The organism is Vagococcus allomyrinae (genome assembly GCF_017829975.1).
Lineage (GTDB): Bacteria > Bacillota > Bacilli > Lactobacillales > Vagococcaceae > Vagococcus_D > Vagococcus_D allomyrinae.
Map to the genome: position 1 here is coordinate 116833 of NZ_JAEEGA010000002.1, position 15158 is coordinate 131990.

Annotated in this window: 13 protein-coding genes; 4 read left to right on the forward strand and 9 right to left on the reverse strand. The window is 40.9% G+C overall.

Annotated features, from left to right (window positions below):
* Nucleotides 1–258: 258 nt before the first annotated feature.
* Genes I6N95_RS03195 through I6N95_RS03210 form a run of 4 tightly spaced genes read right to left on the reverse strand, consistent with a single transcriptional unit; the run spans nucleotide 259 to nucleotide 4487 of the window.
* On the reverse strand, nucleotides 259–1431 hold the full coding sequence (locus I6N95_RS03195) for a hypothetical protein (RefSeq protein WP_209524910.1): 1173 nt from the start codon (nucleotides 1429–1431) through the stop codon (nucleotides 259–261).
* 19 nt (nucleotides 1432–1450) lie between these two features.
* Nucleotides 1451–1837, reverse strand: coding sequence for a RidA family protein (locus tag I6N95_RS03200; RefSeq protein ID WP_347340528.1), 387 nt, complete (start codon nucleotides 1835–1837; stop codon nucleotides 1451–1453).
* A 4-nt stretch (nucleotides 1838–1841) separates the two neighbouring features.
* Nucleotides 1842–3038 (reverse strand): amidohydrolase, encoded by a 1197-nt coding sequence (locus tag I6N95_RS03205; RefSeq protein ID WP_209524912.1) that lies wholly within the window; start codon nucleotides 3036–3038, stop codon nucleotides 1842–1844.
* Between the two features lie 60 nt (nucleotides 3039–3098).
* The gene (locus I6N95_RS03210; protein ID WP_245249233.1) at nucleotides 3099–4487 is read right to left on the reverse strand and encodes a tryptophanase; all 1389 of its coding nucleotides are present in this window, start codon (nucleotides 4485–4487) and stop codon (nucleotides 3099–3101) included.
* A 186-nt stretch (nucleotides 4488–4673) separates the two neighbouring features.
* Between I6N95_RS03210 and I6N95_RS03215 the strand changes: the two genes are divergently transcribed.
* The 3 genes from I6N95_RS03215 (at nucleotide 4674) to I6N95_RS03225 (ending at nucleotide 8751) form a co-directional block, all read left to right on the forward strand.
* The gene (locus I6N95_RS03215) at nucleotides 4674–5597 is read left to right on the forward strand and encodes a LysR family transcriptional regulator (RefSeq protein ID WP_209524913.1); all 924 of its coding nucleotides are present in this window, start codon (nucleotides 4674–4676) and stop codon (nucleotides 5595–5597) included.
* 447 nt (nucleotides 5598–6044) lie between these two features.
* A complete protein-coding gene (locus I6N95_RS03220; RefSeq protein ID WP_209524914.1) occupies nucleotides 6045–8240 on the forward strand; it encodes an Ig-like domain-containing protein in 2196 nt (731 codons plus the stop codon).
* A 148-nt stretch (nucleotides 8241–8388) separates the two neighbouring features.
* Nucleotides 8389–8751 carry a MoaF-related domain-containing protein gene (locus I6N95_RS03225; RefSeq protein ID WP_209524915.1) on the forward strand — a complete coding sequence of 121 codons (363 nt, stop codon included), beginning with the start codon at nucleotides 8389–8391 and terminating at the stop codon, nucleotides 8749–8751.
* A gap of 84 nt (nucleotides 8752–8835) precedes the next feature.
* Here the strand turns inward: I6N95_RS03225 and I6N95_RS03230 are convergent, their stop codons facing one another.
* From I6N95_RS03230 to I6N95_RS03250, 5 genes are read right to left on the reverse strand one after another with little or no spacing between them, the layout of a single operon-like run.
* On the reverse strand, nucleotides 8836–9618 hold the full coding sequence (locus I6N95_RS03230; protein ID WP_209524916.1) for a histidine phosphatase family protein: 783 nt from the start codon (nucleotides 9616–9618) through the stop codon (nucleotides 8836–8838).
* A 15-nt stretch (nucleotides 9619–9633) separates the two neighbouring features.
* Entirely contained in the window at nucleotides 9634–11085 is a 1452-nt protein-coding gene (locus I6N95_RS03235) for a glycoside hydrolase family 1 protein (RefSeq protein WP_209524917.1), read from the reverse strand.
* Nucleotides 11086–11087: 2 nt separating this feature from the next.
* Complete coding sequence (locus tag I6N95_RS03240; RefSeq protein ID WP_209524918.1) at nucleotides 11088–11405, reverse strand: PTS sugar transporter subunit IIA; 318 nt, start codon at nucleotides 11403–11405, stop codon at nucleotides 11088–11090.
* A gap of 15 nt (nucleotides 11406–11420) precedes the next feature.
* A complete protein-coding gene (locus I6N95_RS03245; RefSeq protein ID WP_209524919.1) occupies nucleotides 11421–12656 on the reverse strand; it encodes a PTS sugar transporter subunit IIC in 1236 nt (411 codons plus the stop codon).
* Nucleotides 12657–12658: 2 nt separating this feature from the next.
* Nucleotides 12659–12985: a PTS sugar transporter subunit IIB gene (locus I6N95_RS03250; protein WP_209524920.1), complete on the reverse strand. Its 327-nt coding sequence runs from the start codon at nucleotides 12983–12985 to the stop codon at nucleotides 12659–12661.
* A gap of 173 nt (nucleotides 12986–13158) precedes the next feature.
* On the opposite strand from I6N95_RS03250, the gene I6N95_RS03255 reads away from it, so the two are divergent.
* Entirely contained in the window at nucleotides 13159–15087 is a 1929-nt protein-coding gene (locus I6N95_RS03255; protein WP_209524921.1) for a BglG family transcription antiterminator, read from the forward strand.
* Nucleotides 15088–15158: the final 71 nt, after the last annotated feature.

Consider the following 15158-nt stretch of genomic DNA (forward strand, 5'->3'; position numbering starts at 1 on the left):
GATAAATAACAATAATTATAACCTAAATGCGTATATTTAACGAAAAAGTTTTTGGGATATCTGAACACTGATCATGCTAAAAATCATTTTTCAAAAAATCCTTATGACTTCTCGTTCGCAAAAATTTTATTCTAAAACAATCTTCCTCGTAGCCATAATCATTAGAAAATTTAAACAAGCTCCCATTATCCTAATACTAGCGATCTCAGGAGCTTCATCAGTCATATCACAAGTAACCCTTTTCTATTACCAATGTTTCTAAAAAGCCACACTTGCTACAATGCCCGCCAAAATTGCTGAAACAAAAGAAACAGCCACGATACCTGCAATGATCATTTTCGACATCATTTGCTGATTAAGAACGACAGCTTCTTCCTCATTGTCAGCAACAGTTTTAATCGCTTCATTAGTAATGGCAAAGTTAAACGGGAAACCTAAAAAACAATTGATGCCAATAGCTATGGACATATTTTTAGAGTAACCCATTTTCTTGCCTACAGGTACACTAAACAAGACTAAGCCGATTGTCGCGATTACCATTAACACAATGATTTTGACGAATAAATTAGCCACTACATCAAAGGTTGCTAGGGTGAAGGACGCCATAAAGTTAGCGAATAGGGCCATGCTCAAAATGCCATAAGAGTCGGTCTTATTGACCGGATTAGCTTCCAAAATTCCCACTTGGGTACAGATAATTCCGACGACAATTTGGACAATCGCGAAGTTTATCGAGGTAACCCGTGAAATTTCGCCACAAATAGCACCTAATAGAGCAAGTTGTGCGAGATAGAAAGTAGTTGTACGATACTTTTCAGGAATGCGCTGAATCAAGGTGACTTTTTGATCCCCTTTGACTTCCGCTTCTTCCAAGGCTTGAAGTTTGCCACCACGGAAATCCGTCACTAGTTGCATGCATTCTTTTTTAATAAAATGAGCGGCTAAAGGAAAACCGATAAAGCCATGCATAATAAAAATCAACATTGCCAACATCCCTAAGTCTGCTCGACCAATTTCTTGAGCAGCGGTGTTCATAATAATCGCTGCCATTCCGCCACCTGTCATCGGAGACATGGCGACTAAAGCCGTTAACTTATCAAAAATTAACCAGCCAGCAACTAATGTGAACAAAATAATCCCAGCACTAGCGGCCAAAGTTGTCACAACCACACGCCACTCCTTGAGCATGCTTTTAAAATCAAACATCGTGCCAACATGAATTAAAATAAATGATAAGACAATCTCATTCATGACCGATATTCCTGAAACTTGAATAATATCTTCAGGCAAAATCGTCCAGTACCCAACTAAGAAGATAATGGCAACAACTAACATTTGAGGAATTTTTCCTTTTGACTTATTCGATAAAAAATCACCGATAAACATAATACCACTAACGACAGCAAATGAGATAACAACGTTCCATTGCATAATTTGTTCTCCTTATATTTTAATTAGCCGATAATCTTATTTCTTCATCAAGATACACGATGCCTTCAATTTCAACTTTAGCACCCATTGGCAATTTTGAGACTTCATAAGCAGTTCTTGCAGGATAAGGTATTGAAAAAAATTCTTCAAACACCTGATTAACAGCGTTAAAATCATTGAGGTCAACTAGCAGAACGGTGACTTTTAAAAGATTCTCAAGTGAGCCGCCATTTAAGTGGATAATCGCTTTAAGATTTTCTAAGGCTTGTTTCACCTGCGCCTTAATATTCTCGCTGTCAATTTGACTTGTGACAGGATTAATAGGTAACTGACCTGATGTTAGTAGTAGCGGACCTTCTCGACGAAAAGCACTGTATGGCCCAATAGCTTTAGGAATTTTTTCCACGTTATCACTCCTCATTTAATAAAAAATCAACTGCAAAATTAACGGTTGCGTTAACACCTGCTTTTAAGCCATCTTCATCTAAATCAAAGTGTTCATTGTGATGTTCAGCAGTTGTGCCTAATCCTTCATTTCCTACACCACAAAAAGCAAACAAGATGGGAGCAACTTGAGCATATTTCGTAAATGACTCTGAAGCGTACCATTGTTGATCTTCGATTAAGCTGTCAGGCATGCTAGAAGCAATCGCTTTTTTAGCTAAATTTGATAGTTCAGCATCGTTAATCACAGGTTCAGAGACAATTCGCGTTGTTTCTCTAAACTTCGCTTCGCAGAGATGAGCCCGAGCAGTATGAGTGACGACCTCTTTAATCACGTTAACCGCTTTTTCACCTTCGGCCGCGTCAAAGCAACGAACTGAACCGCCCACAAAGACAGAATCAGGAATAATATTATTCACATTGCCACCATGTATTTGAGTAAGTCCTAATGTAACGGTCTTGCTGACATCGATTTGATTGCTCCAAGCACTCGTTAACCCAGCTAAAGCTTGAGCCGTCGCAAACAAAGGATTAATCGATAAATCAGGACGTGAGCCGTGACCACTTTTACCGAATACATCAAACTCCACTAGAATACCGCCAGCCATCACAGGACCGGGATCAACTGAAACTTTACCAGTCGGCATAAAGGACGTAACATGGGTGCCGTACACAGCATCTAATTGCTTAGTCTGTAACAGGCTAACCATCTCATCAATGCCGGAACTAATTTCTTCCCCTTCTTCAAAAATAAAGATGATTTTCCCTGTTAGCTGATCCTTTAGACGATCCAACACCCTCATGCTGCCTAAGAGAATCGCCATATGCCCGTCATGCCCGCACATATGAGCAGCACCAGGATTTTTGGATAACCATTTCTTAGGTCCTACCATATTGATTTCGCTTTCATTAACAGGCAAAGCATCAATATCGGCTCGCAACCCAACTGTTTTCCCAGGTTTTCCAGTATCAAGGGTAGCGATAAACCCTGTTTTAGACGCTTGTTCCACAACTAAACCATACTGACTGATTTCTTTTTTTAACCACTCAGCTGTCTGAAACTCTTCTGCTGAGATTTCCGGGTATTGATGCAAATAGCCTCTAGTTTCCCGAACATAGGGATCAACACTTTCGACTAAATCGACAATTTTTGTTTTTTTCATGAAAGACCTTCCTTTTTTAGAACAGGTTTTATACTTTAGCAAAACCTGTTCCTGATTTTTTTATAGTGGTTCTAAATGTGCTTGGAAATGACGTAAAATAGGCGGTTCCCAGGTGATTTTATATCCTTGTTTAATGGTTGCCGCACGTTTTTGAATGGCGATTAGGGCTTCAGCCATAATGTCCAAATGTGCTTGCGTATAAACCCGTCTCGGAATAGCTAAGCGAGTAAACTCAAAGTCTGCTTCTAACTGCTCTTTTGTATCGGGATCATTGCCTAACATGTAAGAACCGATATCGCAAGTTCTGATACCAGCTTCTTTATACAATTCAATAGCCAAGACCTGCCCAGGAAACTCATTATAAGGAATATGAGGGAACATGGCTTTCGCATCGATAAAAACGCCGTGACCGCCAACTGGTGACTGATACTTAATACCAACGTCATCCAACAGAGAAGCCAAATACTCCATTTGCCCCACTCGATAATCCAGATAATCTTCCTCCAAAGCTTCCTCTAAACCAATCGCCAGACTCTCCATGTCCCGACCTGACAAGCCACCGTATGAAATAAACCCTTCAAAACTAATGGTATTGGCCTTGATTTTAAAAATTAACTCACTAAATTTTTCTTCATCCTTCACACCAAGTAAGCCACCCATGTTAACAATCCCATCTTTTTTAGCTGACATTGTAAAGGTATCACCCGTTTCAAACATCAAACGAACGATCTCTTTGATCGAATGATCTTTATAAGCTTCTTCATCTCGTTTAATGAAATAGGCGTTTTCAGCCTGACGAGCAGCATCAATGTTTAAATGAATGTGATATTTTCGGCAAATTGCAGCCACCGCCTGCATGTTTTCTATTGAAACAGGTTGTCCACCAGCAGAGTTATTTGTGACAGTCATTACAACTAGTCCAACTTTTTCTGGTCCATGTTCCAAGATCGCTTCTTCTAATTTTTTCACGTCCATATTGCCTTTAAATTTCTTACGATCACTTGGGTCCTTTGCTTCTTCAACGACACAGTCGATGGCTCGGGCACCAGCTAGTTCAACATGAGCTCTAGTCGTATCAAAAAACATATTGGAAATCGCGACTTTTCCTTTTTCCAGCAACAGTGGAAATAACACTTTCTCTGCTGCCCGACCTTGATGAACTGGCTGAATATAATCATAGTTAAACATGTTTTTGGCTGTGTTGACTAATTTGTAGAAGCTACTTGAGCCACCATAAGCTTCGTCCCCTCGCATAATCCCTGCCCATTGATTATGACTCATGGCATTAGTCCCAGAATCCGTTAATAAATCAATGTAGCAATCTTCTGACGCTAGATTAAACAAGTTGTAATGAGCCTTTTTAATGGCAACGTCTCTTTCTTCTGAAGTGGTCATCTTAATCGTTTCAACCATCTTAATTCTAAAAGGTTCTGGTACGTATTTTTTCATGGCAATTTCTCCTCATCATTTTTTTACAATTCCGAAATTGTTCAAGTTAACAAAACAATCATATCATCCTGCCACCACGACGTGTAAGCGGTTTAAAAAGATAACTCAGTTATCGTTAGAAGAGATAACAAATCCGTATAAGCTAGTATATAATAGAAGCATCAATTCAATAAGGAGGGTTTGTTAATGTTGTTGCAACAACTACTGTTTTTCCATGAACTGTCCAAACACAAAAGTATAAATAAAGCCGCCATTGAATTACACACAACTCAATCAAATTTAAGTCAATCAATTATCAACCTTGAAGAAGAACTAGGAATTGTCGTCATCACTCGCTCCAACAAAGGTGTTTCTTTAACTAAACAAGGCTACCAATTATTAAAGTACTGTAAGCCCATTGTTGAAAACATCGGCTATATCAGAAAAATTGCTACAGTTGATGTCAATCAAGGGTTGTCCATCTCCTCCTATCCCTTCATTACCAGTTCCCGCCTTGTTGGCGACTTCTACAATTTGTACGAGGAGGATATCAATATTCGGTTGAAAGAAGCTCGCATCGAGGAAATATTCACCGATGTCTCAGAAATGAAATCAGAAATTGGCATTATTCAAGTCAATGAAACCCAAAAAAACGAAATCACCCATCTGGCAAAACGTAAAAAAATCGACATCCAGTTCATTACTCAGGATACCTGGTTTGTTAATGTCAATGAGCATCATCCTCTCGCTAAACAGTCACTGGTTGACATGCGGGAGTTACTTCCTTATGCCATTGTTCGCCCCCAAGATGACTACTTATCCACCATTACGACAAACAATGTGATGATTGATAATGTCCCATTAACAGATTTCAAAAAAGCTGTTTTTCTTAATAATAGTGGTGCAATTATTAACTTTATCAAGACAACTAACGCTTTTCAATTTTGTCCAAGTTGTTGCGAAAAGGACTTTACTCCCTTAGGCATTAAAACGATTCCTATAAAAAATTGTGACATGAGAATAAAAATTGGTTGGATTTGCAAATCAAAAGGGCAATTGAGTGAGGAAGCTACTCAATTTATACGCCTGTTAAACGATCATTTTTATGATTTTTCCTTTCCCCTTACATAATACACCCCCTCTCTCCTTTTACCTCGACCGCATAAAACAAAAAAGGAGAGAAGGGCATTCACGTCACCACTCTATAAGCTAAAATCCTCATATTTCATTTTAATTAATAAAAAACCGTTCGAAAATTATTTTTTTCGAACTATCCACAAAAAAAATGTCAATTTTTTTCTTTTTGGTAATTCTTTTCCAAATCACCATTTTCAGCAACGAATGAACGAATAACATCAATAATAGCAACGTTTATCAATAAGAACAACATTTTCGTTTAATTAATTATTGAAAACAATAAGATATCAAGATACAATTAAAATAAAGGTATTTTTGTGAAATGAAGGGAGATAAAATAACGTTTTTTTATCCTATTAACGATCTTTTTCGTTCATAAATCATGCGATAAAAAAACGAATTTCACTGATTACCTATTTTAAAAATATAAGGGTGGTTTACATGAAAAAACAATTACTAATCTTAAGTACCGTCGTCACACTATCGGCCATTGCGCTAACTGCACCAACTGCCGATGCAGCTTCATCATCAGTAAAATTAACTGCAACATCACGCTCGACACTCGTCACTGATGTCGAACTATCACAGCAAGACTTAACGGCAGAATTAGGTAATACCTATCAATTAGATGCAACCGTATCACCAACTAATGCCGCTAACACCAAATTAGTATGGTCCTCAACTGATACCAAAATTGCCAAGGTATCCCAAACAGGTGTCGTCACACCCGTCAAAGCTGGCTCCGTGACAATTGTGGCAGAATCCTCAGACGGGTCATTCATTTATGATTTTTGTCAGGTGACAGTCATCAAAGGAGTGATTCATCCAACTAAAGTTGCCATCTCACCTTCCACTCGGACAGTTAAGGCTGGTGACACCTATCAACTGAAGGCCACCGTGACACCAACTAATGCCGCTAACAAGCTAGTGAAATGGACAAGTTCTGACGATGATATCGCCGAAGTAACAAACGGTCTGGTTTACGGAAAATCCGCTGGAACTACCACCATCACAGCTGAAACTTATGATGGTGGCATTATTGGAACAGCCACGATTAACGTCACTGGAACCTTGCCAACTTTCGTCTCAGACATTCAAATATCTGAGAAAACCTTGGCAGCCGAACTAGGTAATACCTATCAACTAAGTGCCACTGTTACACCAAGTGATGCCACAAACTCAAAAATCACTTGGAAATCAGGTGACACTTCCATTGCTAAAGTCTCGCAAACTGGTCTTGTGACTCCTGTCAAAGAAGGCTCTGTCGCGATTATTGCTGAAGCTTCTGACGGATCAAAAATCTACGATTACTGTCAAGTAACCATCAAAAAAGGGCTTATTCACCCGACTAAAGTCGCTATCTCACCTAGCAGTCGCACTATTAAAGCAGGTGACAAATATGAGCTTAAAGCGACCGTCACACCAAGTACGGTCTCAATTAAAACCGTAGAATGGTCAAGTTCAGACCCAGACGTTGCTGACGTAACCAACGGCATTGTTTACGGAAAAACGGCTGGAACCACCACCATTACAGCCAAATCTTATAATGGTATTGTCGGGACAGCCACGATTAACGTCACTGGCTCATTACCAACTTTGGTATCTGGCATTCAAATTTCTGAGAAGACCTTAGCAGCAGAATTAGGCAACACTTACCAACTAAGTGCCACTGTCACACCAAGCAACGCAGCCAACTCAAAAATCACTTGGAAATCAGGTGACACGACCATTGCTAAAGTCTCGCAAACCGGCCTGGTGACTCCTGTCAAAGAAGGTTCTGTCGCGATTATTGCTGAAGCCTCAGATGGCTCAAGAATCTACGATTACTGTCAAGTAACCATCAAAAAAGGGGTGATTCATCCAACGAAAGTTGTCATCTCACCTAGCAGTCGCACCATTAAAGCGGGCGACAAATATGAACTAAAAGCAACCGTCACACCAAGTAATGCTGCATTCAAAACCGTCGAATGGTCAAGTTCAGATGCTGAAGTTGCTGAAGTCACCAATGGCGTTGTCTACGGAAAAACGGCTGGAACTACCATCATCACAGCTAAAACTCATGATGGCGGAATTGTTGGAACAGCCACGATTAACGTCACCGGCTCTCTACCAACGGTCATTACCAATATCCAATTATCTCAAAACACGTTGACTACTGCAGTTGGCCAAACTCATCAATTTACGGCAGCTGTTGAACCAAGCAACGCGGCTAATAGCAAACTAACTTGGATATCAACTGACCCTAGTATTGTCAGAGTCACTCAAACTGGACAAATTACCTCATTAAAAGAAGGCAAAGCCTCAATTATTGCCGAAGCATCTGACGGCTCAAGAGTCTACGATTACTGTGACGTAACAGTCCTTAAAGGTGGCACACTACCTAATCCAAGCGTACCTGCAACTAAAATTATCATCAACCCTGGTAGTATGAAAATCAAAGCAGGCTACAGCGCTCAATTGTATGCCAAAGTTGAACCAACTAATGCCCTATTAACAGACGTAACTTGGTCATCAACGAACGAGACCATTGCCTCAATCGATTCAAAAGGAAAAATTACAGCTAATAGCAAGGGGGTTGTTTTAGTCACAGCCGCCACCGGTTCAGTCAGCAACACGATTGTCGTCACTGTCAACTAGCCTAGCTAATAAGAAAAATGACCCCATCATAAGGTGCAAAATAGCGCCATTATGATGGGGTTAACTAAAAAGTCCTTCTCTTATGAGTCAACTCCCTGTATGATAAAGATAAACGTAGATTCAGCCATTAACGGAGGTAGGTGCACATATGAAAAAACATCCATTAGAAGGTAAAATAGCTAACATCCAGTTTGATTCAGGGTTACAATTTCGGATTGATTTTTTAGAAGACCAGCAACTGCGCTGGACATCAACGCGCAAAGAAGATGCTGGCGCCACAGATCTTGAAACGATTCACATCGAGGAATACCCTGGTGGTATTTTCTCCGTTGACTGGGTTGAGGCGTCAGGGCTGTGCGTCTCTTACACGATTGACACGGCCAATCAGTTTGTTAAAAGTTTTATGACATTCACCGATCCAACCTATCGTGGCGGACGGAGACCCTTTACCCATGAAGGGACCTTCCACTTTATTCTTGAAAATGGGCAAGCCGATCTAACGCCCCTGTAATCAGCGACTCGCAACACTAAGCCTACTCTCGGTTCTCGTCACTAACAGCGACGAGAATTTGAGAGCAGGCTTTTAATTAATTGCTTAGTTGTCATCTTGATATGAAATATCCGCTATTTTCACAATTTCCGCTTGGCCATCGCTTACTTTGATGGTAGTCACACTGCAGTTCTCGATCTTTTCGCCACCATATTGCCCCGGCGCCATAATATCCAACAATTCCGGAATCATCCCTCCAGATGACACGATCAAAACATTGCCCCCAGCCGCCGATTCTTTTAATACCTGATCAATCGCCGCTGTCCCTCGCTTCACCAAATCATCGTGAGTTTCCGCCACCTTTAACGGATCTCCTTCCGCCAAGGCATCAGTAATCGACACCCCGGCTTCAGCCAGTTTCTCGTTTAATTCCGTGATATAACCAAACTGATCATCGAAGGTTAAGCCATACTTCGTTAAAACCGGCGTCCATAAGTCTTCATTTGTCTTGCCTTCAAAACTGCCAAAATTGGTTTCCTTAAAGCCATCTAATTCGACGATTTCCGGTACCTTCCCCTTATTCTTGGCTAGAATAATCTTAGCTGTGTTGCGCTGACGTCCCAAATCACTGGAATAGGCCCGCTCAAAAGGAATATCCTGCAAACTTTCGCCTAACTTTTCCGTTAGTTCAATGCCTTCCTCCGTCAAATAAGAATCAGACCAGCCCTGAACTTGTCCCGTCGTATTAAACCACGTTTTGCCATGGCGCACCAAATAAATCATTGTTTCGCTTTTCTCGGGTTCTGCTTGATCAGTGGCCGATTGCTGACACCCGACAAGCACCGCGACCACTGCCAATAAGCCTAAAAGTCTCCTGACTTTTTTCATGATTACCTCCTTACCCTATAACTGATCGCCATTTGAGGCAATCACTTGCTTGTACCAATCAAAGGATTTCTTCCGTGAACGAGCCAATGTGCCATTGCCATAGTCATCCTGATCCACATAGATAAAACCATAACGCTTGCTCATTTCGGACTTAGATGAACTAATCAAATCAATCGGGCCCCAAGTGGTATAGCCAAAGACATCTACGCCATCAGCTACAGCTTCCCTCATTTGCTCGATGTGTTGACTTAAATAATCGATCCGATAGTCATCGTTGACACTGCCATCTGCCGCTACCACATCTTTGGCGCCTAAGCCATTTTCAGCAATAAACAAAGGCACCCCATAACGATCGTATAAGCGATTAAGAGTAATTCTAAAGCCCACCGGATCAATCGGCCAACCCCACTCTGAACTTGCTAAATGCTGGTTTTTAATCGTCGCAATCAGCGAACCATTCGGCTGTGGTTTCTCCTCTCCCCGATCCCGCATCACATAGGTCATATAGTAGCTAAGGGAAAGATAGTCCACCACTCCATCTTTCAAAATCGCCAAATCATCCGCTTCCATCTTAATCTCAATGTTATAGTCCTGAAAGAAGCGCGTCATGTAATAAGGGTATTCCCCTTTAACTTGAACATCGCTGTAAAAATAGTTAAAGTGATCTTCATGAAGCGTTTGCAAGACATCGGCCGGTTTGGTTGACTCGGCATAATTTTCCAGACGACACATCATCGAACCAATCCGACTATCAGGAATGATCTCATGACATTTTTTAACCGCCAAGGCACTGGCGATAAACTGATGGTGAGTCGCTTGATACTTCAACTGGTAATCACTTAACTCAGAGTTTTCCGAAATCACCCCACTACAAGTATAAGGACTGGTCAAAACCATGTTGATCTCATTAAAAGTCATCCACAATTTGACCTTGTGCTGATAACGTTTAAACAAAACCTCCGCATAGCGCACAAAATGAGCAATCACCTCACGGCTTTCAAACCCATTATATGTCTGCACCAAATGAAGAGGCATATCAAAATGTGACAAGGTGACCAAAGGTTGAATATCGTGAGCCAATAATTCATCAAAGACCTTATCGTAAAAAGCCAAGCCCTTCTCATTAGGCTCCAACTCTTCCCCCGTTGGAAAAATCCGCGACCAAGAAATCGACATCCGATAGACTTTAAACCCCATTTCTGCAAATAAAGCGATATCTTCCTGATAACGATGATAAAAATCAATCCCTCGCCGTTTAGGAAAATTATACCTTTCAGGATGAGCTAAATACTCTGTTAACGCTTCTTGACCCACGTCAAAAGTAAAATCACTCCCATCCCCTTCATCAAAAATCGTCATATCTGACGTGGCTAGCCCCCTGCCATCAAGATCAAAAGCGCCTTCAATCTGATTGGCAGCTGTTGCCCCACCCCATAAAAAATCTTTTGGAAATTGACTCTTTGTCATCCTTATCCTTCCTTTCGATCAATCATGATCATGTTTTTCGTTTGGTGCAATTCACTCATAATCGTCATTAACGTATCCATGGCATGCGTCATCAACAGAGAATAGTCAAACTGCTCCCCTGCCGCTTCCGCTTGAACCACCTCTGTCTGAGACTGATGAGCTTGCCGAATGGCAGCTTCCGCCCTTGCAAAATTAGCTTCCATCTCCGTCACATCCCCCCTAACATAAGCCTTGACGGCCCCTTGAATGTAATTTCTAGCGTCTCCCGCATCCAAAATAATCGCCATGGCGGCTTTTACTAACACACTTTCATTTGCCATTATCTGTCCTTCTTCCTAATTGTCTTGTAATTCCAAGGTTACTTCCTGTTTTTCAAATGCCTTAAAGAATGGGTACCAAATCAGCGAAGCGACGACGATCAATACCAGCCAGAGAATCACACCGCGAAAATCTTCATTAATCAAATAAGTCGTAATCCCACTTGGCAAAAAATTCAGTTGAAAAACCCGATCGGGAACGGCTACTAAGCCCATATTTAAGACCGTATAAGTAATGAGCGGTAAGACCAACCCATTGATCCACATGGGAATCATCATAATGGGATTAAAGGCAATCGGCAAGCCAAAAACCAGCGGCTCATTAATATTAAAAATCGACGGCAAAATTGTGGCCCGACCAAAAGTTTTAATCCGTTTAGACTTGGAAAAGCACATCATCACGGCAATAGGCAACGTACACCCCAGACCCCCAATGGCACCCCAGCCAGCAAAAAGTGTTTCATAAGAAGCTATTTGAGTGGCCGTTTTACCAGCTTCCACCAAAGCCACATTCGTTGCCGTATTGGAATACAAGATCGGTGCCACCACTGGCCAAATCACCCAAGGGCTCACCCCAAAGGAATAGACAAATGAAAACAGAAAGACGATAATCGTATAACCAACAATCGAATTTCCGCCAACAATTAACGGCTTAAAGAGCCCCGTAATCGTCTCGAAAATATCCAGATCAATTTGGAAAACAAACAACCAGGTAATCGTTAAAATAATCGCCAAAGGCAACATCGAATCAAACCAAGTGACAATAAATTCAGGCAAGGTTTCATTATTTTTAAAGAAGGTAAACTTATCGAAAGTCACCATAATAAAGGAAACAAACAGGCCAATTAAAATTGCGGTAAACATCCCGCCAGCTCCCAGACGAGCAAAATCAAAAGTCATTAAACCCTCCTCATTGGCCACCAACCCACAGACCATCAAATAGGTACCAAAACCAGCCAAGCCACCAATCAGCTTGGTCTTCTCGATTTTTTTCTTCTCCAAGACATTGTAAGGCACTAAAAAAGCCAAGAAAATCCCGATCAAGCCAAAGGAATAGGAGTTAATCGGTGAGAGATCTGGCATGGCCGGGATGAGATTCCGTAAAATACTGACCACACTAATCAGCGAGCCAACTAAAATAAAAGGTAAAACCACCATGATGCCATCTTGAATGGCACTAATCCAATCATTTTTAGTGATTTTGTTCAACTTAGGCGTCACTTTTTCAGTCATAAACCCCACAAACTTGTTCATCCTTATCCCTCCTTAAAGTCTTTAATCGCTTCCAGGGCTAAGGCCAAAGCACTCGCCCCATCTAAAGAACCATAAACCTGCCTCGGTAAAAACGCATAAGGAACCTTGGCATCCTCTGACAATTTTTTAATCATCTCCTCTTCAAACTGCAAATGGGGCGCCACCAGCACCATATCTTTCGAACCGATTAAACTTTCCAAAAAGGCATCACTCTTCGCTTCAATGGTCACCTCCAAGCCTTTTTTCCGCGCTGCTTTGCGAATGTTCTGGGCTAAAAACCCGCTGGACGCTCCAGCGCTGCACACCAGTAGAATATTCAGATCCGTCATCTTAACCACCCTTTCTTTAATAACTCCATCATCCATTGAATAGTTAAGAAATTCCAGTCAGGTTTCTTTCCCAAAAAACGGAAACAAACAAAGTTCAAAAAAGCCACAGTATTATTTAAGTGGCTCTTAATTTAAGCTATACTAAAACTATCATGACACAGGGGATGGGTAAGATGAAAAAGAGATACCATTATCTTTTACTCTATTTATACGAACGAAACGATTGGCTAACGACCAAACAATTAGCCGAGCACTTTAACATTACCGATCGCACCGTTCGTAATTATATTGCTAACATTAATCATGACTTTGACGGCTTGATCTTAAAGGAGCGTACCCGCTATAAGGTGAACCGCCTAGTCTATCCCAAATATGTCTTGGAACAGCGAACTGAAAATGTGCCCGAAACCCCTAACGAGCGCCAGCTTTATCAAATGGAACAACTGCTGACAAATGAAAAAGGCCTCAACCTTACTGAAGCCTTGGATTATCTTTTTATTAGCGACAGCACTTTAATGAGCGACATGAGACAGATTAGCAAAAAAATTCAAGAACATCATTTAAGTCTGCAAAAAAGAGGCAACTATTTCCAGTTAGTCGGCGATGAAAAACATCGCCGCGCCTTACAAAGTTGGATATTTTATAAAAAAAATGACGACTCTTTTATTATGATTGAAGAGCTGCAGCAAGCTTTTGGCAACTATGACTTAATCTCATTCCGCGCCAAAATCAATCAAATTTTAGCAGCCCATCAACTTTTCGTTAATGACTTTACGATTAACAGCATTTTATTGCACATCCTGATTTCGTCCGAGCGCATTTTAAATCACAATCAAATTGAACTGCCCCGAGACACGGATTTAACTGCCCTAGAACAAACAAAAGAATTTCTCGTGGCGAAAGAACTAAAAACAGAAGTGGAAACCAATTTTTCAGCCGTCTTGGATCAAAATGAACTCTACTACTTGACCTTGCTGCTAGTCAGCAAATCAACCAAATTGATGGCAACGGAAAACGACCCACATAAAATCAGTGAATTTATCGATCCATACTCGCTGAAACTGACACAAACTGCGGTGGCCGCTGTTGAAGAGCTCTTTTTAATTAATTTTCAACAAGACGAATTTATCGTCAAGCTAGCTCTCCATGTTAGAAACTTAATGCTGCGGGCAAAATACCATAACTTTTCCAAAAATCCTTTAACCGATACCATTAAGTCCTCCCACACCTTTATCTACGAACTGGCCATTGTCCTGACAAATTCCTTGCAGGAACAAACTGGCTACAGCATTCCCGAGTGTGAGATTACTTATTTAGCCTTTCATATCGGTTCCTTTATTGAGCAAGAAAAAAAATTAGCCAACAAGTTTAAAACATTGTTAGTCTGTGATAACTATCAAGGAAACCACTTAGCATTGGCGGAAAAGTTAAAACAATTATTTGGCGATCACCTTGAAATCATTCAAGTCTTAACTACCGAAACCGCTTCTCTGAATGAAAAGGAATTTGACCTTATTATTTCCACTTATCCACAAGAGGTGCTGCAAACGGAAGCCATTACGATCAGTCATTTTTTAACCTTAGACGACAAGGAAAGTCTCACCAAAAAAATCAAACAATTGGAAAACCGCCGGAATAAACGACAGATGAAAACCTACATGAGTGAGTACCTTACCTCCACCTGTTTTAATCGCAATGTTTATTTGGAATCCCAAGCAGCCTATATTCACTATTTAGCGCAACAACTTTACGAGGAAGGCTATGTGGACAAGCAGTTTGTCCACTCCGTCATGGAACGAGAAAGCCTGTCGCCAACTGCCATGAATAATATCGTGGCCATTCCTCACGCTTTAAACATGAACGCTTTTAAAACCGCTTTTGCCTTAATCGCTAACGATACACCGATACCTTGGGGCAAGCACACCGTCCAATGGATTATTATGTTGTCGATCAACCGGGAAGAAGCCAACAGTTTTCAAAAAATCTACAACAGCATCATTGAAGTCTTTTCTGATAATAACTTAGCCAAACAAATGCTCCATGTCACCTCAGCAAAGGAGTTTATCGATCATTTGGCCGAACTTGTTTCGACCTTTGACTAATCCAGTCACCACTCTTCTACAAAAAAGAGCTAGAAACTCTCGCCTAAACAAGATTTCCTAGCTCTTTCTCA

Coding starts and splice junctions, on each gene's coding strand:
- I6N95_RS03235 (WP_209524917.1), bottom strand. CDS start 11,085: ATGACAAAGAGTCAATTTCCAAAAGATTTTTTATGGGGTGGGGCAACA.
- I6N95_RS03225 (WP_209524915.1), top strand. CDS start 8,389: ATGAAAAAACATCCATTAGAAGGTAAAATAGCTAACATCCAGTTTGAT.
- I6N95_RS03255 (WP_209524921.1), top strand. CDS start 13,159: ATGAAAAAGAGATACCATTATCTTTTACTCTATTTATACGAACGAAAC.
- I6N95_RS03240 (WP_209524918.1), bottom strand. CDS start 11,405: ATGGCAAATGAAAGTGTGTTAGTAAAAGCCGCCATGGCGATTATTTTG.
- I6N95_RS03215 (WP_209524913.1), top strand. CDS start 4,674: ATGTTGTTGCAACAACTACTGTTTTTCCATGAACTGTCCAAACACAAA.
- I6N95_RS03195 (WP_209524910.1), bottom strand. CDS start 1,431: ATGCAATGGAACGTTGTTATCTCATTTGCTGTCGTTAGTGGTATTATG.
- I6N95_RS03245 (WP_209524919.1), bottom strand. CDS start 12,656: ATGAACAAGTTTGTGGGGTTTATGACTGAAAAAGTGACGCCTAAGTTG.
- I6N95_RS03250 (WP_209524920.1), bottom strand. CDS start 12,985: ATGACGGATCTGAATATTCTACTGGTGTGCAGCGCTGGAGCGTCCAGC.
- I6N95_RS03220 (WP_209524914.1), top strand. CDS start 6,045: ATGAAAAAACAATTACTAATCTTAAGTACCGTCGTCACACTATCGGCC.
- I6N95_RS03210 (WP_245249233.1), bottom strand. CDS start 4,487: ATGAAAAAATACGTACCAGAACCTTTTAGAATTAAGATGGTTGAAACG.
- I6N95_RS03205 (WP_209524912.1), bottom strand. CDS start 3,038: ATGAAAAAAACAAAAATTGTCGATTTAGTCGAAAGTGTTGATCCCTAT.
- I6N95_RS03230 (WP_209524916.1), bottom strand. CDS start 9,618: ATGAAAAAAGTCAGGAGACTTTTAGGCTTATTGGCAGTGGTCGCGGTG.